Origin of the sequence: Mumia sp. Pv4-285 (genome assembly GCF_041320275.1) — a bacterium.
Taxonomy (GTDB): Bacteria; Actinomycetota; Actinomycetes; order Propionibacteriales; family Nocardioidaceae; genus Mumia; species Mumia qirimensis.
In genome coordinates, this window is record NZ_CP162023.1 from 4067819 (window position 1) to 4093569 (window position 25751).

Here is a 25751-nt window from a genome sequence, read left to right on the forward strand (position 1 = left end):
CCGAGGACCGCCCGGCACCAGGTCAGAGACGCTCGACACCTGGCTCGTCGACGACGCCACGCAGGTCCAGGAACCGGCGCGCCGCTCCCGACAGCGCGGGAAGGTCGAAACCGGCATGGTTCTGGACGAGAACCACGACGTCCGCGGACCGGGCAGCCTCGATGACCGAGTCGCGCCCGACCGGGCGCGCACCCTCGACCTCCCAGTCGTCGACGTAGAGGTCGTGATAGCTCAGCACCGCACCCTGGGCGAGCAGCTGCTCCGCAAGAGGCTTTGCAGGGGTCTCACGCTGATCTGCGATGTCCGGCTTGTAGGTGATGCCGAGGAGCAGGACCCCAGCACCTCGCAGGGCTATCGCGTCCTCGTTGAGCAGGTCCTGGATGCGCTGGACGACGTAGCGGGGCATCCCAGCGTTGATCTCCTGCGCGAGCTCGACGAACCGGAACGGATATCCGAGCTGCTCCTTGACGCGGTGCGACAGATAGTTCGGGTCGATCGGGATGCAGTGGCCGCCGACGCCGGGCCCCGGCCGAAAAGCCTGGAAGCCGAAAGGCTTGGTTGCGGCCAGATCGATCACGTTCCAGAAGTCGATCTCGAGCTCGTGGGAGAACCGTGCCATCTCGTTGACAAGGGCGATGTTGACGTGGCGGTAGGTGTTCTCGAGAAGCTTCGCCATCTCCGCCTCGCGGGTTCCCCGGGCGGGAACGACCTGCTCGACGAGCTGCGCGTAGAACTCGGCAGCCTGCTTGCCGCACCGTTCCGTGAGGCCTCCGACGACCTTCGGTGTGTTTGCGATCGTGAAGGTCTGGTTGCCCGGATCGACACGCTCGGGCGAGAAGGCGAGGGCGAAGTCCTCCCCGGCCGTGAGGCCCGAGCCCTCTTCGAGAACTGGCCGCAGGACCTCGTCGGTCGTGCCCGGATACGTCGTCGACTCAAGGACGACCAGCGTCCCGGTCGAGAGGTGAAGTGCGATGGAGCGTCCGGCCGCCAGCACGGCGCCGAGGTCGGGACCCCCGGCCGGGCCGAGCGGTGTGGGAACGCAGATGACCACGGTGTCGGCCGTCGCGACGACCGAGCTGTCCGTCGTGGCTCGGAAGCCGCCGTCGAGCATCTCGGAGATCTCGGCATCGCTCAGGTCGTCGACGTGAGAGACGCCGGCGGTGAGGCCGTCGACGACGCGGCTCGACGTATCGAGTCCGATCACGTCCAAGCCCTTGCGGACGGCCTGCTGTGCCAGGGGCAGGCCGACGTAGCCCATGCCCACGATGACTAGAGTGGTCAACTCAGAACCTCTTTCCCTGTTTCGCGCCCAAGTCTGACACAGGGATCCACCCCGCCCTCACGTCCAGCCCAGAAGGAACCATGTCCGACCTCGTCATGCACATCACCGGTGCGCGGCCGAACTTCCCCAAAGCTGCTCCGGTCATCGCCGCGCTCTCCGACCGTGGTGTCGCGCAGAAGCTCGTCCACACCGGTCAGCACTACGACGACAACATGTCCGCGGTGTTCTTCCGCGAGCTCGGGCTTCCTCAGCCCGACGTCAACCTGGGAGTCGGCTCGGGGAGCCACGCGTCGCAGACCGCAGCGATCATGACCGCGCTCGAGACCGTCGTGCTGGAGGACCGTCCCGCCCTCGTCATGGTCTACGGCGACGTCAACTCCACCCTGGCCGCCGCGCTCGTCGCCTCGAAGCTGGGAATCGGGATCGCGCACGTCGAGGCGGGCCTCCGTTCCTTCGACTGGACGATGCCCGAGGAGATCAACCGGGTGGTCACGGACCGTCTGGCCGACCGGCTCTACGCGACGAGTGCCGACGCGGTCGCGCACCTCGGCAACGAGGGCGTCAGCGCTGACAAGATCCGGCTGGTCGGCAACCCGATGATCGACACGCTCCTGGCGCACCGCGACCGGTTCGACGGCTCGCGCGTTCGCGACCAGCTCGGTCTCTCGGGCAGGTACGCCGTCGCGACCCTCCACCGTCCTGCGAACGTGGACGATCCTGCCGCGCTCACCCCGCTCGTCGCCGCGCTCTCGGCGGTCGCTGACGAGGTCGACGTCGTGCTACCGCTTCATCCGCGTGGCGCGGCGCGACTGGAGCAGTCGGGCCTCCTCGCTCACCCGAACGTCCACGCGATCGATCCCGTCGGCTACACCGAGTTCCTCGGACTGGTTGCAGAGTCGGCGCTGGTCGTCACCGACTCCGGCGGCATCCAGGAGGAGACGACGGTCCTCGGCGTGCCCTGCCTGACCCTTCGTCCGAACACCGAGCGTCCTGTCACCATCACGGACGGCACCAACCAGCTGGTCACTCCTGCGTCGCTTCCCGCGACCGCTGCCAAGGCACTCGCCGAAGGCCGGCCCACCACCTGGCCGATCCCGCCGCTGTGGGATGGCCACGCGGGCGAACGCATCGCTCGCGACGTGGTGAGCCTGCTCGACTGACACACGACGAAGCAGCCTTTCCAGGCTCTCCGTTCCTCGGTAGTGTGATCCGATCCACACCCCCGGGACGGAGTCCACGTGAGCTCATCCGTGAAGCGCGCTGCGGCAAAGATCGTCAAGCCGATCGTTGGCGACAAGGCCTGGCAGAGGCTGAGGCGACTCGGCGGCGCTCCGCCGACGAAGCGGCCCTCGCGTCCCGCCGCGCAGTCCCGCCCGGCCGCTCCGGCGGCTCCCCCGTCGGGCGCGACGGTCGACGCGACGACGGCACGAGCCTGGTTCGAGCGACGCCGCCCCACGTACGAACGCCTCGCGGAGAGCGTGCGGCCCTACGTGCCGGCCGACGGAGTGGTGTTCGACGTCGGTGGCAATGTCGGCTTCTTCACCGAGGTGCTCACCGATGCGGTCGGCTTCCGCGGCACCGTCCACCTCTTCGAGCCGTTGAAGAATCTCGCCGACCTCTGCACCGAGAACCTTTCCGGCAAGGACTACACCGCTGTCGTCCACGCCTATGGGCTGGGCGCAGAGGACGAGACCACAGAGATCTTCGTCGCTGCCGACGGGAACCTCGGCTGGAACACACTCATCGCCGACAAGACGCAGCCCGAGATGACCACCGCCCCGATCGCGATCCGCGCATTCAGCGGAACTGGGATCTCCGATGTCCCCGACTTCGTCAAGATCGATGTCGAGGGCGCCGAGTACCTCGTCCTGCGCGGGCTCCTCCCGGCGCTGCATTCCTGGGCAGCTCTGCCGGTGATTCTCTGCGAGATCGGCTGGGGAGAGACTCACCCCGCGTGGGACGAGGAGCTGGCTGTGTTCGACGAGCTCGCAAACCTCGGGTACGAAGCACGCGATCTCGACGGCGGGCCGGTCGACATCGCCGCGATCAGGAAGACGACCGACGTCCTGCTCGTCCCGGGGCAGCTGGGGAGCCGCGAGGCGGACTGACCGCCTCTGCAGGCGTCGTCGGTCTCGATGCCGCGCGCCGTCAGCGCGCAGCCTCGTACGCCGAACGCACCTCCTCCGAGACGCGCCCGCGCTCCGACACCTCGTAGCCGTTCTCGCGGGCCCACTCGCGCACGTCGGCTGCGGACGCACCGGTCGACGAGCCACGGCGCCGCGGGGCGGTGCCGGCGGCACGCCGGCGGCCGCCGCGGGCCTTGCGCGCCTCGGCGACGTACGGGGCGACCGCGTCCCGAAGCTTCTTCGCATTCTTTGCCGAAAGATCGATCTCGTACGAAACGCCGTCGAGTGCGAAGGAAATCGTTTCCTCCGCCTCGCCCCCGTCGATGTCGTCGACCAGGATCACCTGAATTTTCTGGGCCATGCTCGGAATATACGCCGCCTTTTCTTCGGCGACAATTCCGTATTCATAAATTCACACCTCGCGTGCTGCGGGGAAAAGAATTGCCTCCCGAATTCCGACTCCCATCAGGAGCATGACCAGGCGGTCGACCCCCAGCCCCATCCCGCCGGCCGGGGGCATGCCGAACTCCAGCGCGCGCAGGAAGTCCTCGTCGACCTCCATCGCCTCCGGGTCGCCGGCAGCGGCCAGCTCGGCCTGCTCGACCAGCATGGCGCGCTGGAGCACCGGGTCGTTGAGCTCCGAGTAGGCGGGAGCCAGCTCGACGCCGTTGATGATGAGGTCGAACGCCTCTGCCAACCCCGGCTTGCTGCGGTGCGGCTTGGCGAGCGGGCGCACCGCCTGCGGATAGTCGGCGACGAAGGTCGGCTGGATCAGCGTGTGCTCGACGAGCTTCTCGAACAGCTCGAGGACAATCTCCCCGGCGCCCCAGCCGTCGCGCAGCGCGACGTCGTGCTCGGCCGCGTGCTTGCGCAGCGTGTCCGCGTCGGTCTCGACGTCGACGGCGGCTCCGACCGCCTCGCCGACGAGCTCGTGGATGCTCGCCCAGCGCCAGTCGGCCTCGAGGTCGATCTCGGTGCCGTCGCGTCCGGGAACGACCGTACGGTCCAGCGCACGCGCCGCGTTGCGGACGAGGTCGCGGAGGAGGTCCGCCATCGTGTGGTAGTCGCCGTACGCCTGGTAGGCCTCGAGCATGGCGAACTCGACGTTGTGGGTGTTGTCGACGCCCTCGTTGCGAAAGGTCTTGGCGATCTCGTAGACCCGGTCGACGCCACCGACGAGCGCACGCTTGAGGTGCAGCTCGAGCGCGATGCGCAGCAGCATCTCCTGGTCGAACGCGTTCATGTGCGTCTTGAACGGACGGGCGGCGGCCCCGCCGTTGGTGAACTGCAGCACCGGCGTCTCCACCTCGACGAAGTCGCGACCGTCGAGGGTACGCCGCAGGGACTGCAGGATCGTCGCCTTCGCCCGGACGATCTCGCGGGCCTCCGGGCGTACGACGAGGTCGACGTAGCGCATCGTCGCCCGCAGGTCGCTGGACAGCGGGTTGTGCTCGTTCGGGAGCGGACGGAGCGTCTTCGCGGCGACCTGCCACCGGCGGACGGCGATCGAGAGCTCGCCGCGTCGGCTCGTGATGATCTCGCCCTCCACGGCGAGGTGGTCGCCGAGGTCGACGAGCGCCTTGAAGTCGGCGAGCGACTCCTCCCCCACCTCCGCGAGGGAGAGCATCGCCTGGATCTCGCTACCGTTGCCCTCGCGCAGCCGGGCGAAGCAGAGCTTGCCGGTGTTGCGGAGGAAGATCACCCGGCCGGCGGTGGCGACCTCGAGCCCCGTGTGAGCGTCGGGACCGAGGACGTCGGCGTCGTGAGCGCCGACGATCTCGGTGATCGTGTGGGTGTACGGGACCGTCAGCGGGTACGGGGCGACGCCGGCGTCGATCATGCGCTGACGCTTCTCGAGCCGGACGCGCATCTGCTCCGGGAGGTCGTCAGTGTGCTGGGTCGGGACGGCGTCGGTCATGCGCACCAGGGTAGTGGGCACCCTCGTGGCGGCCGTCCGCCGGAGGTGTCACCGCCTCGTGCGGTGACACCGCTCAGGCGTTGCGTTCGGCGACGATCCGCAGGCCGATGAGCGTGAGGTCGGGCTCGTGCGCGGTGACCGTCGTGCACTCGCCGAGCACGACGTCGGCGTTGCTCCCGGTCGCGACGACCGTCACGTCGTCTGCCCCGAGGGCCTCGATCATCCGCGTGACGATCCCGTCGACGAGCCCGGCGAACCCGAAGACCATCCCCGACTGGATCGCCTCGACGGTGTTCTTGGCGACGACGCCCCGGGGGCGGACGAGCTCGACGGACCGCAGCTGCGCCCCGCGTCGGGCCAGCGCATCCAGCGAGATGCCGATGCCGGCGGAGATCGCCCCGCCGACGTAGCGCCCGTGGGCGTCGATCACGTCAAACGTCGTCGCCGTCCCGAGGTCGACGACGATGCACGGACGACCCGCGTACAGGACGCCGGCGGCCGCCGCGTTGACGATGCGGTCCGCCCCGACCTCGCGGGGGTTGTCCATCAGGATCGAGACGCCTGTCCGGGTGCCCGGCTCGACGATCGAGACGGCGCACTCGGCGTACTGGCGCTCCAGCAGCAGGCGCATCTCGTGGAGGACGGCGGGCACCGTGCACGCGAGGGCGACCGCCTGCACCGGGCCGACGTCGCACTGGGCGAGCAGTCCCTGGAGGAGAAGGTGCCACTCGTCGGCCGTTCGGGAGTCGAGGGACGCCACCCGCCAGCTCCTCGTCAGCCGGTCGCCCTCGAAGACGCCGACGACCGTCTGGCTGTTGCGCACGTCCAGGCAGAGCAGAGTCACGGTCTCATCATGGCGCAGGCAGCGCTCAGGCCGTCGGGGCGGCGGTGAGGTCGCCGCGGACCGTGCCCGAGCCGGGGACCGGCTCGGCGGGGTCCGACCCCGTGCCGAGGATGCGGTTCTCGGTGTCGACGAAGACCACGCGAGGCGCCATCGCGCGCGCCTCGGCGTCGGTCACCTGGGCGTACGCGATGAGGATGACGAGGTCTCCGGGGTGGACGAGCCGGGCAGCAGCACCGTTGATGCCGATCACGCCCGAGCCGCGCTCGCCCTCGATCGTGTAGGTCTCGAGCCTCGCGCCGTTGTCGATGTCGACGATGTGCACGAGCTCGCCGGGCAGGATGTCGGCGGCCTCCAGGAGGTCGGCGTCGACCGTCACCGAACCCACGTAGTGCAGGTCGGCCTGGGTCACCGTCGCCCGGTGGATCTTGGACTTCATCATCGTCCGCAGCATCAGGAGTCCTCCTCGGCGCCGAGGGAGACGGCGACGTTGTCGATCAGGCGGGTCGACCCGACGCGAGCGGCGACCAGCAGCCGCGCCTCCCGCCCGGGGACGGGGTCGGAGAGGTCGGGAGCACGCAGGGTGAGGTAGTCGACATCGACGCCGTCCACCTCGCCGAGCGTCTTCCGGGCGGCTTCGAGGACGGCGACCGTGCCGGACGGGCCAGCGTCCGCGCCGGCGTCGAGAGCACGCGACAGCGCCACGGCGAGCTGGCGCTGAGGACCGTCGAGGTAGCGGTTGCGCGACGACAGAGCCAGCCCGTCGACCTCGCGGACCGTGGGGCACCCCTCCACGACCACCGGCAGGCAGAGCGTGCGCGCCATCTGCTTGATGAGGACGAGCTGCTGGTAGTCCTTCTCGCCGAAGACGGCCACGTCGGGTCGCACGAGGCCGAAGAGCTTCGCGACGACCGTGAGGACACCGCGGAAGTGGGTGGGTCGTACGACGCCCTCGAGCTCCGCCCCGAGCGGTCCCGGGTCGACAGTGACGCCCGGGCCGTCGGCACCGTCGGGGTACATCTCGGCGACCGCCGGGTGGAAGACGACGTCGACTCCCACCTGGGCCAGCTGCTCGAGGTCGGAGTCGAACGTGCGCGGATAGCGGTCGAGGTCCTCGCCCGCGCCGAACTGGGTCGGGTTGACGAAGATCGAGACGACCACGAGGTCGGCGAGCTGTCGGGCACGCTCGACCAGGGCGAGGTGCCCATCGTGGAGCGCACCCATCGTCGGGACGAGACCGACCGAACGGCCCTTCGCCCGTCCGGCGGCGAGCGCAGCGTCGAGATCGCCACGCGTGGTGGCGACGACCGGGGCACCTCTCATGCGCCGGTCCGCGAGGCCTCGTCGGCGACCAGCGTGGCAAGGACGTCCCACTCGGACTCACGCAAGGCCTTGCGGATCGCCCGGGCGCGGAGCTCGTCGAGGCGACCGTCGGCCACGGCGTGCGCTGTGGTCGCTCGCGCCATCGCGACGTACGCGTCCATCGTGGGGACGGGCTGCTCCTCGAGGGCAGACAGGTGTGCGCGAACCGTCTCGACGTCGCCGCGAACGACCGGGCCGGTCAGAGCGGCGTCCTCGTAGAGCAGCGCGTTCTCGAGGGCGGCCGTCAGGAGGGGGCGCAGGACGGCCGCAGGATCGTCGGCGCCGGTCCGTCGCAGGATCTGCATCGCCTGCGAGACGATCGTGACGAGGTGGTTCGAGCCGTGGGCCAAGGCCGCGTGGTACGTCGTACGGTCCTCGTCGCGGATCCACATCGGGCGCCCGCCGAGGTCGGCGACCAGGGCTTCGGCGACCTCACGGTCGTCGGCGCCCGCGGTGAGCCCGAAGACGCAGCCGCTGAGCCGGGCAAGGTCGATGTCGCTGCCGGTGAACGTCATGGCGGGGTGCAGCGCGACGGGCCGGGCACCCACGTGTGCCGCAGCCGCGAGCACGCCGAGACCGTGGCGACCGCTGGTGTGCACGACGATCTGACCACGCCGGAGGTGACCGTCAAGCGCCAGCTCGGCGACGAGCGCCGGCAGGGCGTCGTCGGGAACGGCGAGCAGGAGCACGTCGACGCGCCGTGCGACCTGGGCAGGAGCCATGAGAGGCACGCCAGGGAGCAGGGTGTCGATGCGGGTGCGGGAGGCGGTGGACCGGCCGCTGGCGGCGACGATCTCGTGGCCGGTCTCGCGCAGCCGGGCGGCGAGCACCGCTCCGACGCGACCTGCACCGACCACACCGACGGTGTGAAGGGACTTCATCGACGTGCCTTTCGTTCCAGTCCCCGGGTCGGGGTACCAGACAAACGGACGTCTTCAGTCTACGTGCGCGAAACCTTGCTGTAACCCGGCTGTGGCGCGCCTCACACCGTGAGGCACCTCGTCAGCTCGCACGAAAGGGGCGCCTGCGGCGGAGCCGGGAGACGGCGCGACGCCACGGAGTGCGCTCGAGACGCGCGACACGGTCGCGGAGGCGGGCCGCCTCCTCCTCGAGCTCACCGAATCGGTAGTCGATCTCGTCACGCTGGGCCGTCCGGGAACGGAGCTCGCGCTGAAGAGTGGACCGCGTACCGCTCTCGATCTCCGCCACCATCCGCGGCGAGGCACTTCCCTCGTTCGCCACCACGATCTTGTGCAGCTCCGCGAGGAAGCGCTGGTAGTAGTCGTCGGGGTAGTGGACGTAGAACGGCCCCCACGGGTGATCGTCGTAGGTCGGGAACCTCTCGCCCGTGAGATCGATCGAAGCTGCCCCTAGGACCTCGACGGCCCGTGCGTCCAGACGGCTCCACAGGGCATTGGCGGCATCCACGTCGATCTTGTGGAGCCGGCGTTCGCTGCGAGCCCGGCCGCGCAAGGGGACGGGCTGCGGGCGGTCGGGAAGATCCAGCCACCCGGTGTGGTGGCCGTGGTGAACGACGACCCTCGACCGAGGGAGGTGCTCGCCCACGAACTCGGCGAACCGATCGAGCGCCTGTGACCACAGCTCAAAATAGGCATCGGGGTTCTCGCGCCCTCGCACCTGTTCGAGGCGCCCCTCGTCGCGGAGGCGCCGGTAGAGGTCGGTGTGTCGTACCTTCCAACGGTTGTCGGTCAGGAAGCGACCGTCGGGGAGGCGTACGCAACCGAAGTGGGCGTCACCGAAGAAGTCCACGACAAGGTAGTCAGGCTGCAGCCGGACGACCTTGTCGAGGAACTCCTTGCTGAACTCCGTGCGGACGTTCCAGAGGTCGTACTCGGACATGACCCTCGTGGGTTGCCAAGCCTCGAGCACCGGATCCGACATCAGGCTGAGGAGCGACATCTGGTTCTGCAGCAGGTCACACCGATAGGTGTCCTTGTAGTCCGGGTTGAACCGCGAGTTGAAGCAGTCCCGAGTGATGCAGCTCCCGAAGACGGCCACCGTCCTCGGCCCGGCGTCGGACGTGCGGTCCATGCGTGCGAGTGACCTCTTCATCAGTCGTGCGGCGCGCCGAGATCCTGGCTGCGGGCGCATGGGTGTACGCCACAGGCGATCGTACATCTGCGGCCCACTACTCTGGACCGGACGCGACGAGGACGTAGAGGAGGGACGGCCCGGTGGAAGCAGTTGTGCCCTCGTTGCACGCCATCATCCCTGCGGGCGGTGCCGGCACCCGCCTCTGGCCGGTGTCGCGTGCCGGTCACCCCAAGTTCCTGCTGGACCTCACCGGCAGCGGCCGCAGCCTCCTGCAGCAGACGTACGACCGTCTGGTGCCGCTCGTCGGCACGGCGGGGGTCAACGTGATCACGGGAGCCCGCCATCGAGACGCCGTTGTCGCCCAGCTACCCGACCTTCCGGGCGACCAGGTCGTCGCCGAGCCGGCGCCACGCGACTCGATGCCGGCGATCGGCCTGATGGCTGCGCTGATCCGCCGACGCGACCCTGACGCGCTGGTCGCGTCCTTCGCCGCCGATCACCTGATCCGTGGCGAGGACAGGTTCCAGGACGCGGTTCGACAGGCGGCAGACGTGGCGCGCGAGGGCTTTGTCACGACGATCGGGCTCCGCCCGACCTCGCCGTCCACCGCCTACGGCTACATCGAGGCAGGCGACGCGCTGACCGCCGCACCCGATGCGGCCACTGTGCTGCGCTTCGTCGAGAAGCCCGAGGTCGATCTTGCCCGCGAGTACCTGCGCGCCGGCACGTTCCGGTGGAACGCGGGGATGTTCGTCTCCCGCGCCGACGTGATGCTCGACCACCTACGGCGGGAGCAACCGAGGTTGCACGCTGGGATCGAAGAGATCGCCGCCGCCTGGGGCGACTCCGACCGGGACGCCGTCCTCGAACGCACGTGGCCGACGCTGACCAAGATCGCGATCGACCACGCCCTCGCCGAGCCGGTCGCAGCAGCGGGAGGTGTCGCGATGGTCCGGGCCGACTTCGGGTGGAGCGACATCGGCGACTTCGCCGCCGTCTCCGGTGCTGTTCACGCCGGGGAGACCGACCTCGGGATCGTCGGCGACCCACGGGATGTCGCGGCCATCGACAGCAGCGGCATCGTGGTGACCTCGGGACGAGCAGTGTCCCTTCTCGGTGTCGACGACATCGTGGTCGTCGACACGCCGGACGCCCTGCTCGTCACGACCCGAGCACGGGCACAGCAGGTCAAGGAGCTCGTCGACCACTGGCGAGACGCAGGACGCGAGGACCTCCTCTGAGCACCCGACGCGCACGCACCGCCGATCCCCTGCGGCGTCTGGTCCGAGCAGCGCGGGCTCGCCGCCGCTCGCCGGTGCTGAGCGTGGTGATCCCCGTGTACAACGTGGCTCCCTACCTCGACGAGTGCCTCGACAGCGTCCTGTCCCAGACCCTCCGCGAGATCGAGGTCATCGCGGTCGACGACGGCTCGACCGACGGCTCGGGCGAGATCCTCTCCCGCCGGGCCAAGGACGACAGCCGCCTGCGAGTCGTGAGCCAGGCGAACGCCGGGCAAGGACCTGCCCGCAATCTCGGTGTCACCCTCGCCACCGGCACCTTCCTCACCTTCCTCGACGCCGACGACACCTTGCCCTCGACGGCGTACCAGCATGCGGTCGAGACGCTCAGGCGCACCGGTTCGGACTTCGTGGTCGGCGACGTGCAGCGGGTGCGCAACGGCGTCCGCTCCGCACCACCGTGGGCCGCCTCCGTCCACGAGCGGGACCGCCTCGGCATCACCATCGACGACTTCCCTGACGCATTGCAGGACGTCATCGCCTGCAACCGGGTGTTTCGTCGCCGGTTCTGGAACGACGAGGTCGGGGGGTTCGAGGGCCGCGGCGCCTACGAGGACCACGTCCCGATGGTCAAGGCGTACGTCCGGGCGGCGCGGATCGACGTGCTCAAGCGTGTCACCTACTACTGGCGCATCCGGGAGAACCGCACGTCGACCGGCCAGCAGAAGCACCAGCTCGCCAACCTTCGCGACCGAGTCGCGGTGAAGGCACAGGCACAGGACCTGTTGGAGCGCGAGGCGTCGGAGATCGTGTTCTCCACCTGGCTCGGACGCGTGCTGGACCTCGACCTCCCGCCGTACGTCAAGCACGCCCTCATCGCTGATGACGAGTACCGTGCCGTCCTCGCTCAGGCGTACCGACGCCACATCGCGATGGCAACGCCGCACGCATGGCAGTCGGTCCGCGTGTTCCACAAGCTCCGCGCCTGGCACGCTGCAATGGAGCGGTGGGATGACGTCGAGGTGATCCAGCAACACGTTCGCGACTACGGCCGCCCGCCGCGAGCAGTCGTCCGCGACGGGCGAGTCTTCGCCGACCTCCCCATCGCCGGCGCCCTCGACCCGGACACACCGCACGAGCTCTTCGAGCTGTCCGAGAGCGAGACCGCACTCGACGCACGCCTGCTCCGCGCCTCGTGGGACGATCCCGCTCTCCTGCGCCTTCGCGGCTGGGCAACCGTACGCGCCGTCGGCGGTGGAAGCGGCGAGCACCGGCTGACCCTGTCGCTCCGGCGGGCGGGCAGCGACGAGACCCTCGCCCTCGCCCCCGTCCAGGTCGACGAGCCGCGGGCGAACGCCACGGTCTCCGAGCCTGAGGCAGACCATGCGCCGATGGGCTTCGAGGTCGTGGTCGACGTCGAACCACTGCTCCGTGCCGAGAGCGGACCGGCTGCTCGGTGGGTCCTCGAGGCGGACGTCTCGATCGGCGCTGTGACGAGAAGCGGGGGATTCTCCGGCGCCGTCGGGGGGAGCTCTGCAGCGTCCCAGTCCCTCACTCCCACGACTGCTCGGGGCCAGCGGGTGACTCCCTCGTGGCAATCGCGCGAAGGGTTCGTGCTCGACGTGGCGCCGTCGTCTCGCCCTGACCACGATGAGACCGCCGCCGCTCCCCTTGTCGACGGTGCGAGCACCGTCGACGGATCGCTCGCGGTCACGATCACTGGCGCTCCCACCGACGCCGCAGCGCTTGTGCTCGAGGGTGAACGCCTCACTGTCGCGGCCGAGGGTGGCGAGCAGGCCCGGCCGACGCTCCTCCTCCCCTTGCGCGCGTCGGTCCTCGGGGGCCCCGTGCTGCCGCTTCCGTCCGGCTCGTACTCGCTCCGCCTCGCCGACGGGACGCCCGTGGGCGCCACCTCCGGCTTCCGTGCCCGCCTCCCGCTGGAACAGACCACGCGCGACACAACCGTCCGTTGGACCGTCACCCGGGCCGGCGAGACCCGGCTGACCGTGATGTCCGGTCTCGGGCCGCGTGAGCGAAGCCGCTGGGCCCGCAGGCAGGTTCTCCACGGCTACCAGCGCTCGACGGATCCCGCAGCCGACCAGATCCTGCTGCACAGCCGTAGCGGACTGGCCGCCGGGGGTGCGCCCGCAGCGGTCGCCCGCGCGGTCGCCCGGCTTCGTCCCGACCTCTCCGTCGTCTGGTCCACGGCCGACCGATCGGTCGCCGTCCCGCGGGACGCCCGGCGTGTGATCGTCGGAAGTGCGGAATGGGCGCAGGAGGTGCACCGGTCACGCCTCGTGGTCGCAGACGGTCCCGTCGACGTTCTCCCTCCCCCGTCCGGCCGGCGTTGGATGAGCCTCGCCGCACTCCATCCGCTCACCTCGTACGGACGCTCGCGATGGGCGGCAGACGGCTTCTCGCCCGCGCACGTGCGGGAGGAGGAGCGTCGGCTCGCGCGCTGGGCCGTCCTCGTCGCCGCGGCACCCTACGCTGCGAGGGCGATCAGCGCGGACCTCGGTTACGGCGGTGACGTCGCGGTGCTGGGTGACCCGGAGACCGATCTCGTCGTGAACGCAGAGGCGGCGGACACGCTTCGCGTCCGTGCGCGGCTCGGCCTGGCCCCCGACGCGTTCGTCGTGCTGTACGCGCCCGCCGATCGCCCCGACCGCGCAACCGGCGCACGCACCGCTCGCCTCACTCGCCTGCTCGACGTGCAGGAGCTCCAAGCATCCCTCGGTCCTTCGTCGGTGGTCCTCGTGCGGGGAGGACCCGCGGTCGCGCACGGCAACGAGCGCATCGTGGGAGTCCGTGGCGTCGTCGACGTGACCGACTACCCGGAGGAGGCCGAGCTCGTTCTCGCGGCTGATGCAGCCGTGCTCGACTACACGCCGCTGCGACTGACGTGGGCGCTCACTCGGAAGCCCGTCGTCTTCCACCAGCCGGACCTACCTGCGTACTCGGCATCCCACCCCCCGCTGGTGCCGTGGGAGGAGACCGAGACAGGTCCGGTCGTCACGTCGACGTTGGAGGCCGCTCGCGCACTGAAGGACCCCGACGGGCTCGCCGCCACCTTCAGCGCGGCGTTCGATCACGTCAACCGCACGTACAACGCCCTCGCTGACGGGCGGGCGGCAGAGCGGGCGGCCGCCCTCCTGGTACGCGGGCTCTAGGGCTCCCTTCTCACTCGGCCACCCGCGTCAGCCAGATGGACGAGGTCCCAGGACCGATCAGCTCGGGCGAGTCGGCATCGTCCAGCTCTGCGGCGAAGCGGCCGACGAAGTCCGTCCACATGTGCACTCTGAAGTGCGAGTTGAACATGAGGAACGCTCGGAGGAAGTATGCCTCGTTCCAGGAGCGGTTCTGCTCGTGGAGCCAGCTCATCGGATAGTCGAACGGGTACGGGATGTCGTGGAGGTGGATCATCGCTCCGACCGGAACCCGCGGGAGGATCTCGAAGACCTCGGTGAGGACGTCGCTGCCGGTCTTCGCGAGGTGGGTCGAGTCGATGAAGAGCACGTCGCCGGACTGCAGCTGGTCGAAGACGGCGAGATCGACGCCCTGAACCTGCTCCGTGATGATGGTGCAGGTGGCGCGGTCGGACTCGCGGAGAAGGGATTCGAGCCGCTCTGGATGGGGGTCGATGAACGTCAGCTCGATCGGATCGTCCGGCCGCCACTCGTCGTTGACGTCGAGGAGGACCGCCGAGCTGAAGCCCGAGCCGATCTCGATGTAGCGACGCGGACTGATCCCACCGATGGCTCCCGCGAGGAGGCGGGCGCTCTGCGTGCCGAACATCGAGTTCGAGTGGTAGCGACGGGTCTCGCTCCCCTCTCCTGCCTTCCACCGGCGGACGTGCGGCACCCACGCAGCCCAGACAGCGGCCTGCGCATCGAGGTCGAGCTCGATCCCGGGAATGTTCGCGCGTCCCTCGACCTCACTTCCGCGACCGCGGAGCTGGCGGACATCGACGATCGGCGAGTAGTAGTGCCCGGGCGGGACGAACAACGGCGCACCGGACTCGTTCGGCGGTGGCTCTGGCGCAACGACGCGCTTCGAAGCGGACGGACGACCACCGCGGCGCGTCTGGGCAGGTCGACGGCCGAGAACGAGGTCCATCGTCGACCTCATCAGCGCGCGGGCCGCGTCGTCACGAGGTGGCGGCAGTCGATCTGCCAGTGCAGCGGCGGCCCGACGGGGCAAGGTCTGTGCTCTTGCTCTACTCGACATCACAGGACCGTAGCGTCTCGAATCGCGTGCGGTCCAGGGGCCTCCCGCCACTCAATCAGGCTTCCCAGCGCGCTCCCGCCGAGATCCCGAGATCTGCCGGATCGGATGCTCGTCGCCACCAGCGGCGGGGTTTCTGCTGGAGCTTCCGCATCACGGTCCCCCAGTCGCCGGGCGCCGCCACGATCGTCGAGACGATGCGGCGCAGCTCGTCGGCGGGGACAGCGACGTGGCCCGAACCCCAGGATCGCTCGATCGTCCAGATGCGCTGACGGTCAAGTCCGGACTCCATGAACGGTTCCATGTGCAAGGTTCGATGGGTGTCCCCCGTGTTCTGGATGTAGAGCACACGATTGCGGGCCTCGCGGTAGACCGGTCGAAGATCGGACACGACCGGTGCGAGGGCATCTGCGATCGCAGCGTCGTCACTCGCGCCCAAGCACGTTCGCGCGTACCGCTCCACGTGAGCGCGTGTGTAGTTCGCGATGATCGTCTGGGGATTGACGGCGACAGAGAGCACGTCCTCCTGAGGGGCGCCGTAGAACAGCGCCGCGAATCCTCCGCCGGACCCGCCGAAGTAGAGCCGGCGACTCCCGTCGGCCGCGTCGTGGAGGTGGTTGATGAGTCGCGGCAGCTCGTGCTGGAGGTCGAGCTTGTCCGTGCCGGCGTACCAGGCGAGCGTGAGCGACTCGTGCCGATACAACGCGGGGTCCGCGATCAGGATGCGGTTGACGGCAGTGTCGCCGTGAAGACTGCCGCCCGTGAAGTACGGCAGGGAGACACCGGTCGTCGTGATCGCGGCGTGGAAGTTCACGATCGTCGTGGCCGCACCACGTGGATCGTAGAGAACGTCGATCACCGTGTCGGCGGCGCGAACTGCCAGCACGCCAGTCGGCGGCTGCGGGTCGGAGATCAGCGCGTCGATCGAGGGATAGTCGTGAACGGGCTGTCGCCACCTGGCCGGATCTCGGCGTGCCGGCAGTCCGTTCATCGTCCGCGTGTCCACGCCACCACCCTAGCGACTGCGGCGGGATCAGCCGCGCGCGAGCGCCTTCCGGAGCGGACCCTCCAACGCGGGTGCCAGGGTGCGGGCGTACGTCGCCGTGAGGTGCGAGCGGTCGAAGTAGACGACCACGCCGCCCACGGCCCCGTCGCAGCGGTCGGGTCGGCAGATCCGGTCGTTGAGGTCGGCCAGCACGATGCCCCGGTCGTCCAGGTCGCTCACGGCGTCGACGACGGGCTCGGCCGGTTCCCATTCGCTCCTCGACCCCGAGCAGCGGGTCAGGTCGCCGTCGTTCGCGGCCAGGCAGTCCGGGATCATGTCGCCGGAGGCAGGAGTGTCTCGGATGACCGTGACCGGAACCCCGGACGAGCGCACCGTCGCCAGGACGCTCTCGTAGCCACGACGGTAGGCGTCCTGACTCCCGGCGATGTCCTTGCCGACCGCGGGGACGGAGATGCGGTTGGTGTAGACGACCATGTCGTAGCCCTCGGACACCAGGCGGCGCGTGACCCGCCGTCCCCAGGAGGAGCACCGCTCGGTCTTCGCCGTCGCGTCGAACTCCTGGTCGGTCTCGGCGAGCGCGCACTGGGACGCGAGGTAGGTCGTGATCCGCCATCCGCGGGTGCGCGCGATCTCCTGCAGCGCGGGCAGCCACTGTCCGGCGTGCGAGTTGCCGGCGAGCGCGATCGACGTCTCGGCCTCGGGGTCGCCGAACTCGCACACCGTCATCGGGAACCGCGGGGCGCTCGACCAGCAGTCCTTGCCGCCCGAGACCTCCTCGTACGCGTCGGACTTGTCCTTCAACGCCTGGGCCGGCGCCGGCACCACCGGGCCCTCGGTCGTGCGCGGGCAGTCGGACCCGGGCGTGAGCGCGGCCGCGCCGAAGCAGGGGTCGTCGGTCGCGACCGCGGCGGCGAGGGCGTCGCGCGCCTCGGCCTCCTTGCGGTCGACCTCCGCGAGCTGGACGGCGGCCATGGCCACGACGACCGCCATGCCCGCGACACCGAGCAGGTACGGCTTGCGGAGCGGCCGTCCCCACTCGGGCGCCCGGAACCGGTCCTCCACGTACCGCTTCGTCAGTCCTGCGAGGACCAGCGACGACGCCAGGATCGCGAGCTTGTCGAGCGTCCCGAGCGCGGATCCTGTGGCGTACGGGAGGAGGACGATGATCGGCCAGTGCCAGAGGTAGACCGAGTACGAGACGTCGCCCAGCCACTGGACCGGACGCAGGGCCATCATCCCGGCCGGCGAGCCCGTCGCTGCGGGTGCGTTCGCGGCGATCACCGCGGCGGCACCGAGCACCGGGACGGCGGCCTGCCAGCCCGGGAAGGGCGTCGCGCCCGTGTAGGCGAAGCCGGTCCACACGATCGCCGCCAGGCCCGCCCACGCGAGAACGACCCGCGCTGTCGCCGACCACGCGACGGCTTCGACGGAGCGGCCACGGCCGAAGCCGTGCCGCCCCACCAGGACGGCCAACAGCCCTCCGACCCCGAGCTCCCACACGCGGGTGGGCGTCACGAAGTAGGCACGCGCCGGCTCCGTCACGGTCTCGTGGACCGAGTAGGCGAAGGACGCGGCGACCACGGCACCGAGCCCGAGTGCCACGACGGCCGTCGGCGACCGACGGAGACGCGACGCCAGGGCGACCAGCACCAGGATGAGCAGGGGCCAGCCGATGTAGAACTGCTCCTCCACCGACAACGACCAGAAGTGCTGCACCGGCGACGGAGCGTTCTCGGCGGCCAGGTAGTCGACCGCGTCCGAGGCGAGCAGCCAGTTGACGACGTAGAGGGCGGCCGCGCCGGCCTGCTTCGCGGTCGCCGCCCACTGGGTCTCCGGCGCGACCAGGCGCGACGCGACCAGCGTGACGGCGAGCACCAGCAGCGAGGCCGGGAGGAGACGTCGGATCCGTCGCGACCAGAATCCGGCGAGATCGCGGCCGGTCCGGGGCGGTCTGCCGAGGAGGTGCGAAGTGATCAGGAAGCCGGAGATCACGAAGAAGACGTCGACGCCGGTGAATCCACCGGTGAGCCGGTTGGGCCACAGGTGGTACACGAGGACAAGAGACACCGCGACCGCGCGCAGCGCCTGGATGTCGGTACGGGTGCCCGACACCACGCGCTCGTCGCGCGCTCGCGGCGAGCGCTCGACCAGCGACCTGCTGCTCACGTCGTTCGTACCTCAGGGTCTCGTCAAAGGGGGCTGGGCGTTCTCGTCGATGATAGGTGGCGCCTCAACGCGCCTCGTACAAGGCATCGACCACACGTGCCGCTGCCCGGCCGTCGTCCAAGGGGTTGAACGTCGCCACCCAGGCCGCGTACCGCTCCGCGAACCGGACCCGTGTGGAGTCGAGGTCTCGCAGGACGTCGATCACCTGCTCCGTCGTCCGCACGGCCGGTCCAGGTCCGGACTCCTCCAGGTCGAGATAGGTGCCGCGGCGACGATCCCGGTAGTCGTCGAGGTCGGGGACGAAGAAGACCAACGGCTTCCCCGTGACCGAGTAGTCGAACATGATCGAGGAGTAGTCGGTCACGGCCACGTCGGCGGCGAGGAACAAGTCGTTGATCTCCGGGTAGCCTGTGACGTCGAGGACGTCGTGACCACCGATGCGCGTCGACCATCCGGAGATGTTCATATGCCCCCGGACCAGCACCGTCACCTCGCGCCCGACCCCGCTCACCAGAGCTTCGGTGTCCAGGAGCTGGTCCATCACCCGGTTCCCGTCACGCCAGGTCGGCACGTACAGCACCACGAGACGGTCGTCGTCGATGCCCAGCGTGCGCCGCGCCCCAGCCACATCCGTAGCCCCTGCGCGAGCGAGAGCATCGTTGCGGGGGTAGCCGAGCTGATGGATCGGACCGTGGTAGCCCCACACGCGCCCGAAGACCTCGGCGCTGTGCGGGTTGCCGGCGAGAAGGGCGTCCCAGCGGGCGACGCTGCGCACCATGGCCGTGCTCGGGTCATCGAAGCCTGGACGGTCGCTCCCGAGCCGCTTGAACGGCGTCCCGTGCCAGGTCTGGACCACCGTCTGGCCCTCCCTGCGACGCAGTCCGTAGGGCAGGCCCGCGTTGAATGTCAGGAACCGGGCGTGAGCCAGGACCTCCCACCACTCGCGCGAGCCTCGGACCACGGCGCGGCCGCCCTCCGGGACAACCACCGAGCGATCTTCGACGCCCCACACCAGCTCGAGATCCGACCCGCGGCGGCGCAGCTCCTCGTGGATCGCTCGCGCGCTGTCGGTCGCACTCGTCCCGTAGTAGCACTCGAAGTACGCCACCCGTCGAGGCGACGGGGACGAGGTCGCGTACCGGTGCTCCAGGATCGCCTGCGCCCGATCGCTGCGCTCGTCGTCGGCGAGGGGAGGCGAGGACTCGACCACCATCCGATCACCGCGCCCGCGAAGGAGTCGGAGGCGCACCTCGTCCGACCCGACCCATCCGCCGCCGGGATCGACGAGGTTAGAGGAGAGCTCCACCGGTGCCTCGACCCCGTCCGACGCCACCCACACTCGATAGCGACCGGAGGGAAGCGGCACCCGTTCGCCGTACCAGTCGCGAACAGTCGTCGGGATCACGACGACGACGTCACCGCACGACGCGTCGAGATCGACCATGACCCGGGTGCGGGATCCCCGCAGCTCCAGGATCGCCCCCGCCGGCAACCCCGCAGCCAGGCCACTGATGGTGATGCTCGTTGCCGTGATCTCAACCGCTGTCACGGAGAGAACCGGTCCTCGTCTGAGTTCTGCTGCTCCCGACGGCCGCGGCACGAGCCGCAGCCCGTCCGCGGCGGTGGCCTCGGCCGACGACCAGCCCGCCGGAAGGACGACGCGCGCGGCGGAGCCGTCTGCCCGGACCGCCACGAGCATCCGCCGTGGCGACGGGTTGTCATCGGCAGTCAGCGTGGCGCGCGCGATGCCCTCGGTCACCATCCCCACTGGACGCGGCTTGGCTTCCGCTCCCTCCCCCAGCAGCGCAAGCTCGGCGCCGTCGCCCGTCTTGACCTCGACGAGAAGTGCGTCGCCCACCGGCTGGCACCGCGACAGCACGGCTGCCACCGCTGTGCGGGTCAGCACCAGTCCGTCCTCATCGGACCAGGCCAGCTTCACGTTGGCACCATCCATTGCTCCCGACGCCCGCAGGTGCCGCGACGGGGAGCTCGGAGGTCGAGTCGCGAAGGGGCGACGGACGAGCGCACCGCCGTCGCGGGAGACGGCCTCGACGACGAGCCGTCCGTCGCGCACGGCCGTCAGGTCGAGCGTCGCCTCGAACACGGCGTCCGCATGCGACGCCCGCTTGTCGCCGGGATACAGGTCGGCGGCGGCGTCGTTCACGCGGTTGACGTGCCCGTCGGCTACGACCTCGCCGCGCGGCCCGACGGCGACGACCGAAACTACCGCGAGCGCCTCCGCCCCTTCGACATAAGCCCACCCGCGTACGACGAGGGTGCTCGGATCCTCGCAGCGGGCGCTCTCGAGCACGACCACTGCGTCGCGTTCGGCGCGCGGGGGCGCAACGGGCGCGGGTGCACGCCGCTGCAGGCGGGAGGCCATGCGGCGGAGTCGATCTCTCAACGCCTGCTGTCCTCGGAAGCGAGCAGCCCGAGGAGGTAGTCCCCGTAGCCGCTCTTCACCAGCGGCTCGGCCCGCTCGCGCAGCTCGTCGTCGGTGAGGAATCCGACGCGCCACGCCACTTCCTCGGGGCATCCGACCTTGAGACCCTGCCGGCTCTCGATCGTCCGCACGTAGTTCGAGGCGTCGTTGAGCGAGTCGAACGTCCCGGTGTCCAACCAAGCCGTCCCGCGCGGGAGGATCTCGACCTGGAGACGCCCCTCGTCCAGGTAGACCCGGTTCAGGTCGGTGATCTCCAGCTCGCCCCGGGCGGACGGGCGCAGCCCTCGGGCGATCTCCACGACGTCGCTGTCGTAGAAGTAGAGCCCCGGGACCGCGTAGCTGCTCTTGGGTCTCGTCGGCTTCTCCTCGAGCGACAGCGCGCGACCGTCCGCGTCGAACTCCACCACGCCGTACGCGCTCGGGTCGGTGACCTGGTAGCCGAAGACGGCGGCCCCGTCGAGGTCGTGGAAGCGGGCGAGCTGGGTCCCGAGTCCGGCACCGTAGAAGATGTTGTCGCCGAGCACGAGGGAGACGCGGTCGTCCCCGACGTGGTCGGCGCCCAGGAGGAAGGCCTGAGCCAAACCCTCCGGCCGTGGTTGCACGACGTACGAGATCGAGACGCCGAACCGGGAGCCGTCGCCGAGCAGACGGTCGAACTGGGATGCGTCCTCGGGGGTCGTGATCACGAGGATGTCGCGGATCCCCGCCAGGATCAGGGTCGACAGGGGGTAGTAGATCATCGGCTTGTCGTACACGGGCACGAGCTGCTTGCTCGTGCCGAGCGTGATCGGGTGCAGGCGGGAGCCGGTGCCGCCGGCCAGGATGATGCCCCTCATGCGCAGATCGTACGGGCCTCGCCGCTCGGCCTGTGCCGAACGACCCGTGCGCGCGGCACAATGTGCGCCATGGCAGTGGAGACGCTGGACGACATCGGCCGACGTCGCGGGGCGCGCCAGTCCTCCGACGGCCTCGGATACCTCGACGCGTACGAGCGCGAGCTCGCGAAGCTCGGCGAGCCGCCGGCGACGATCGTGCTCGCGCTCCGGCGGGGCGGGGCTGACACCGCGAGCACCTTCGCCGAGCGGTTCCCGGCGGCGACCGTCCATCTGCTCGCGCACGGTGACGCAGCCGTGTCGTCCGCCCCTGACGCTCCCCTCCCGCCGAACGTCGTCGTCCACCCCTGTCGTGCCGGCAAGGACCAGGAGTCGGTCCTCCTCACGATTCCGCGGCCCGAGCTGCTCGTCCTGGGGTACGCGACACGGCCCGGCCGCCGCGTCGGCGGCATCCGCCGTCTCCACGGCTACGTAGCGGCCGGAGGCCTGCTGGCGGTCGAGCAGGTCGACCGGGCGGGCCGAGAACGCAGGGCCGCCCCGTCCGACACCTCGGCGCGCTCGGTGCTGGCGGGTGCGCTCGCGAAGTCGGTGCTTCCGCTGCCGGCACGTGGCTGGACGACCTGGCACGACGCCCTCGCTCTCACGCTGGCGGACGTACGGTTCTACGACGACCTAGCGCTCGCCACCAAGCGCGCGACCCTCACGGCGCTGCTCCGGACCGCCGACGCGGCGCCCGTGCTCGCTGCGCGGTTCGGCGACGACAACCCGCTCGAGACCCTCGCACGACGCCCCTCCCAGACGTTCACCGCCCGTGGCCGGATCCGGTCGCACGGCAAGGGGCCTGCCGTCATCGAGGGCGGGATCGCCGTGCCGGGGCTCGAGCTCCGGCGCTACGACGACGTCCTCGCCTACCCCCGCCAACGGGTCCGGTACGACGACTATTGGCTGCCTGACACGTTCCGCCACCAGCACGCGCCGCGCCTGCGTCACCGGTCGATGATCCGTTCGGGCAACCTGGCTGCGACGCTGCCGGCCTGGGAGCCGACCACCGAGGGACGGTGGGACGGCGCCCTCTACTACCTCGACACGGAGTTCCCCGGCCATTTCGGCCACGTGTGCACCGAGGTCGTCTCCCGACTGTGGGGATGGGACCTGGCCCGGCGCGAGCACCCCGACCTCCGCCCCGTCGTCAGCCTGCGGCGCGGACAGAAGGAACCTCCTCCTTTCCTCCGGACCATCCTCGACGCGTACGGCATCGACAACAGCACGCTCGTGGTCCAGCCCGGTGACCAGGCACTGCGGGTGGAGACGCTGTACGCCGCCGACCCGGAGTTCGAGAACCCGCGATTCGTGGCGCCTCAGATCACCGAGACCTGGGAGCGCATCGGGGCCGGCCTCGAAGCCGTCGTCCCCCCGATCCGTTCGGAGCGAATCTTCATCGCGCGTGGACGCCGCCGGTCGGCGCGCGAGGCGGCGGAGATCGAGGCGTTCTTCGCGAGGCACGGATTCGCGATCCTGCGACCCGAGCACCATCCCTTCGACGAGCAGGTGGCCCTGTTCGCACAGGCGCGGATCATCGCCGGCTACGGAGGCAGCGGGATGTTCACGATGGCGTACGCGCCGTGCGCCAAGGTGATCCTCATCTCCGGAGACGGCTACCTCGCTCAGAACGAAGCCCTGATCGCGGCGGCACGAGGGCAGGAGGTCCACTACTTCTGGGGCCGCACGCTGCGGTCGGCACCCGACCCGACGAAGGACCGCGTCGTCTTCGCCGACGACTTCACGTTCGACCTGCGACGGCGCTCACGCGCGCTTCGCCGTCTGATGCGCTGAGCACGGCCGCACGACGAACTCGTTTAGACTCCTTCGGGTGCGCAGCATCCTCGTCACCGGCGGTGCCGGGTTCATCGGCTCGAACTTCGTCCAGCATCTCGTCGCGACCACCGATCTCGCCGTGACCGTCCTCGACAAGATGACGTACGCCGCGAACCGCGAGGCGATCGACGCGCTACCGGCCGACCGCGTGCAGCTCGTCGCGGGCGACGTGGTCGATGCGGCGCTCGTCGACGGACTCGTCGCCGATCACGACGCCGTCGTGCACTTCGCGGCCGAGTCGCACAACGACAACTCGCTGAAAGACCCCAGCCCGTTCGTCCAGACCAACGTGATCGGCACGTTCACCCTGCTCGAGGCCGTCCGCAAGCACGGCACCCGCTTCCACCACGTCTCGACCGACGAGGTCTACGGCGACCTGGAGCTCGACGACCCCGCCCGGTTCACCGAGTCCACCCCGTACAACCCGTCGAGCCCGTACTCGTCGACGAAGGCGGGCTCGGACCTCCTCGTACGCGCCTGGGTCCGTTCGTTCGGCGTCCAGGCGACGCTGAGCAACTGCTCCAACAACTACGGGCCGTACCAGCACGTCGAGAAGTTCATCCCGCGCCAGATCACCAACGTCCTCGACGGTCGTCGCCCCAAGCTGTACGGGCAGGGGCTCAACGTCCGCGACTGGATCCACACCGAGGACCACTCCAGCGCCGTCCGCACCATCCTCGAGCGCGGCCGGATCGGCGAGACGTACCTCATCGGCGCCGACGGCGAGCAGAGCAACCGTCAGGTGGTCGAGACCATCCTCGAGCTCATGGGGCAGCCGGCGGACGCGTACGACCTCGTGACGGACCGTCCCGGCCACGACATGCGCTACGCGATCGACTCCACGAAGCTGCGGACGGAGCTCGGCTGGGCGCCCCGCTTCACCGACTTCCGCTCCGGCCTGGAGGCGACGATCGCGTGGTACCGCGACAACGACGCCTGGTGGCGGCCCAAGAAGGACGCTGTCGAGGCCCGCTATGCCGAGGCCGGCCAGTGACCTCGGGCCCTGCCGTCCGTGCGACCCCGATCGACGGGCTGCTCGTCGTCGATCTCCCGCTCCACGGGGACAGCCGCGGGTGGTTCAAGGAGAACTGGCAGCGGGAGAAGATGCTCGCGCTCGGGCTGCCGGACTTCGGCCCCGTCCAGAACAACGTCTCCTACAACGCCCGTGCGGGCGCGACCCGCGGTATCCACGCCGAGCCGTGGGACAAGCTGGTGTCGCTGATGACCGGCACGGCGTTCGGCGCATGGGTGGATCTGCGGCCCGGGCCCGGGTTCGGTACGACCGCGACCGTCGACCTCCACCCCGGGGTCGCGGTCTTCGTCCCGCGCGGCGTCGGCAACTCCTACCAGGCGCTGGAGGACGGCACGACGTACGCCTACCTCGTCAACGAGCACTGGCGCCCGGACGTGACGTACGCGGCCGTGGCCCTGGACGACCCGGCGCTCGCGATCCAGTGGCCGATCCCGATCGCCGACGCCGAGGTGTCGGACAAGGACCGCGACAACCCCCGCCTCGAGCACGTCACACCGATGGAGCCGCGGCGAACCCTGATCCTCGGGGCGTACGGCCAGCTCGGGCGCGCCCTGCGCGACGTCCTCCCGACCGCCGACGCGGTCGACCTCGACACCTTCGACATGACCGACGCCGATGCGTACGCCGGCGTCGACTGGACCCGGTACGACACGGTGGTCAACGCCGCCGCCTACACGGCCGTCGACGCAGCCGAGACCCCCGACGGCCGGCGCGCCGCGTGGGCCGCCAACGCCACCGCGCTCGTCCACCTGGCGAGGGTCGCGGCCGCGCACCGGCTCACGGTGGTCCACGTGTCCAGCGACTACGTCTTCGACGGGACGCGCGAGGTCCACGACGAGTCCGAGCCGTTCTCGCCGCTCGGCGTCTACGGGCAGAGCAAGGCAGCCGGTGACGCGGTGGTGGCGACCATCGACCGCCACTACGTGGTCCGGACCAGCTGGGTGATCGGCGACGGCGGCAACTTCGTACGGACGATGGCGCGCCTCGCCGGCGACGGTGTCAGCCCTTCGGTGGTCGACGACCAGGTCGGACGGCTCACCTTCACGCCCGACCTGGCGCGCGGCATCGTCCACCTGCTCCAGAGCGGGGCACCGTACGGCACCTACAACCTCAGCGGCGGCGGTGACCCGACGTCGTGGTGCGACATCGCGCGCGAGGTGTTCGTCCGGTGCGGTCGCGCCGCCGAGGACGTCACGCCGACCTCGACCGAGGCGTACGGGAAGGGCAAGGATCTCGCGCCCCGCCCCCGGCACTCGGTGCTGGACCTCTCCAAGATCGAGGCGACGGGATTCGTCCCGACCCCGGTCAAGGAGTCGCTGGACGCCTACCTGGCCTGAACGCGCCAGAGC

At 70.0% G+C, this 25751-nt stretch carries 20 protein-coding genes; 7 read left to right on the plus strand and 13 right to left on the minus strand.

The window, feature by feature from the left end:
* Positions 1–22: 22 nt before the first annotated feature.
* A complete protein-coding gene (locus tag AB3M34_RS19540; protein ID WP_370616452.1) occupies positions 23–1282 on the minus strand; it encodes a nucleotide sugar dehydrogenase in 1260 nt (419 codons plus the stop codon).
* 80 nt (positions 1283–1362) lie between these two features.
* Between AB3M34_RS19540 and wecB the strand changes: the two genes are divergently transcribed.
* Positions 1363–2442 carry a non-hydrolyzing UDP-N-acetylglucosamine 2-epimerase gene (wecB, locus tag AB3M34_RS19545; protein WP_370616453.1) on the plus strand — a complete coding sequence of 360 codons (1080 nt, stop codon included), beginning with the start codon at positions 1363–1365 and terminating at the stop codon, positions 2440–2442.
* Between the two features lie 78 nt (positions 2443–2520).
* Entirely contained in the window at positions 2521–3390 is an 870-nt protein-coding gene (locus tag AB3M34_RS19550; protein ID WP_370616455.1) for an FkbM family methyltransferase, read from the plus strand.
* Positions 3391–3430: 40 nt separating this feature from the next.
* On the opposite strand, the gene AB3M34_RS19555 is transcribed toward AB3M34_RS19550, so the two are convergent.
* The 7 genes from AB3M34_RS19555 to AB3M34_RS19585 all read right to left on the minus strand — a co-directional run bounded on the left by AB3M34_RS19555 (position 3431) and on the right by AB3M34_RS19585 (position 9581).
* Positions 3431–3769, minus strand: a complete 339-nt coding sequence (locus AB3M34_RS19555; protein WP_370616457.1) for a histone-like nucleoid-structuring protein Lsr2 — start codon at positions 3767–3769, stop codon at positions 3431–3433.
* A 51-nt stretch (positions 3770–3820) separates the two neighbouring features.
* Entirely contained in the window at positions 3821–5278 is a 1458-nt protein-coding gene (lysS, locus tag AB3M34_RS19560; RefSeq protein ID WP_370620073.1) for a lysine--tRNA ligase, read from the minus strand.
* 121 nt (positions 5279–5399) lie between these two features.
* Positions 5400–6170 (minus strand): type III pantothenate kinase, encoded by a 771-nt coding sequence (locus AB3M34_RS19565; protein ID WP_370616459.1) that lies wholly within the window; start codon positions 6168–6170, stop codon positions 5400–5402.
* Positions 6171–6195: 25 nt separating this feature from the next.
* Entirely contained in the window at positions 6196–6621 is a 426-nt protein-coding gene (gene panD / locus AB3M34_RS19570; RefSeq protein WP_370616461.1) for an aspartate 1-decarboxylase, read from the minus strand.
* Positions 6621–7490, minus strand: coding sequence for a pantoate--beta-alanine ligase (gene panC / locus AB3M34_RS19575; protein ID WP_370616463.1), 870 nt, complete (start codon positions 7488–7490; stop codon positions 6621–6623). The genes panD and panC overlap by 1 nt, the downstream gene beginning before the upstream one ends.
* Complete coding sequence (locus AB3M34_RS19580; protein ID WP_370616464.1) at positions 7487–8410, minus strand: Rossmann-like and DUF2520 domain-containing protein; 924 nt, start codon at positions 8408–8410, stop codon at positions 7487–7489. Before AB3M34_RS19580 ends, panC begins: the two co-directional genes overlap by 4 nt.
* 121 nt (positions 8411–8531) lie before the next feature.
* Positions 8532–9581 (minus strand): DUF6270 domain-containing protein, encoded by a 1050-nt coding sequence (locus AB3M34_RS19585; protein ID WP_370616465.1) that lies wholly within the window; start codon positions 9579–9581, stop codon positions 8532–8534.
* A 155-nt stretch (positions 9582–9736) separates the two neighbouring features.
* On the opposite strand from AB3M34_RS19585, the gene AB3M34_RS19590 reads away from it, so the two are divergent.
* Positions 9737–10825 (plus strand): mannose-1-phosphate guanylyltransferase, encoded by a 1089-nt coding sequence (locus AB3M34_RS19590; protein WP_370616467.1) that lies wholly within the window; start codon positions 9737–9739, stop codon positions 10823–10825.
* Positions 10826–10908: 83 nt separating this feature from the next.
* Positions 10909–13992, plus strand: a complete 3084-nt coding sequence (locus AB3M34_RS19595) for a bifunctional glycosyltransferase/CDP-glycerol:glycerophosphate glycerophosphotransferase (protein ID WP_370616468.1) — start codon at positions 10909–10911, stop codon at positions 13990–13992.
* Positions 13993–14002: 10 nt separating this feature from the next.
* Here the strand turns inward: AB3M34_RS19595 and AB3M34_RS19600 are convergent, their stop codons facing one another.
* The 5 genes from AB3M34_RS19600 to rfbA all read right to left on the minus strand — a co-directional run bounded on the left by AB3M34_RS19600 (position 14003) and on the right by rfbA (position 21497).
* Entirely contained in the window at positions 14003–14938 is a 936-nt protein-coding gene (locus AB3M34_RS19600) for a class I SAM-dependent methyltransferase (protein ID WP_370616470.1), read from the minus strand.
* A gap of 166 nt (positions 14939–15104) precedes the next feature.
* Positions 15105–16052 carry a hypothetical protein gene (locus AB3M34_RS19605; RefSeq protein ID WP_370616471.1) on the minus strand — a complete coding sequence of 316 codons (948 nt, stop codon included), beginning with the start codon at positions 16050–16052 and terminating at the stop codon, positions 15105–15107.
* Positions 16053–16079: 27 nt separating this feature from the next.
* Positions 16080–18218 carry an acyltransferase family protein gene (locus AB3M34_RS19610; RefSeq protein ID WP_370616473.1) on the minus strand — a complete coding sequence of 713 codons (2139 nt, stop codon included), beginning with the start codon at positions 18216–18218 and terminating at the stop codon, positions 16080–16082.
* Between the two features lie 64 nt (positions 18219–18282).
* A complete protein-coding gene (locus AB3M34_RS19615; protein ID WP_370616474.1) occupies positions 18283–20601 on the minus strand; it encodes a CDP-glycerol glycerophosphotransferase family protein in 2319 nt (772 codons plus the stop codon).
* A 17-nt stretch (positions 20602–20618) separates the two neighbouring features.
* Positions 20619–21497: a glucose-1-phosphate thymidylyltransferase RfbA gene (gene rfbA, locus AB3M34_RS19620; protein WP_370616476.1), complete on the minus strand. Its 879-nt coding sequence runs from the start codon at positions 21495–21497 to the stop codon at positions 20619–20621.
* A gap of 69 nt (positions 21498–21566) precedes the next feature.
* Here rfbA and AB3M34_RS19625 point away from each other — a divergent pair, with 69 nt between their 5' ends.
* The 3 genes from AB3M34_RS19625 to AB3M34_RS19635 are packed head-to-tail and all read left to right on the plus strand — an operon-like array spanning position 21567 to position 25739.
* Positions 21567–23327 (plus strand): glycosyltransferase family 61 protein, encoded by a 1761-nt coding sequence (locus AB3M34_RS19625; RefSeq protein ID WP_370616478.1) that lies wholly within the window; start codon positions 21567–21569, stop codon positions 23325–23327.
* A gap of 37 nt (positions 23328–23364) precedes the next feature.
* On the plus strand, positions 23365–24363 hold the full coding sequence (rfbB, locus tag AB3M34_RS19630; protein ID WP_370616480.1) for a dTDP-glucose 4,6-dehydratase: 999 nt from the start codon (positions 23365–23367) through the stop codon (positions 24361–24363).
* Positions 24360–25739: a sugar nucleotide-binding protein gene (locus AB3M34_RS19635; RefSeq protein WP_370616482.1), complete on the plus strand. Its 1380-nt coding sequence runs from the start codon at positions 24360–24362 to the stop codon at positions 25737–25739. The genes rfbB and AB3M34_RS19635 overlap by 4 nt, the downstream gene beginning before the upstream one ends.
* Positions 25740–25751: the final 12 nt, after the last annotated feature.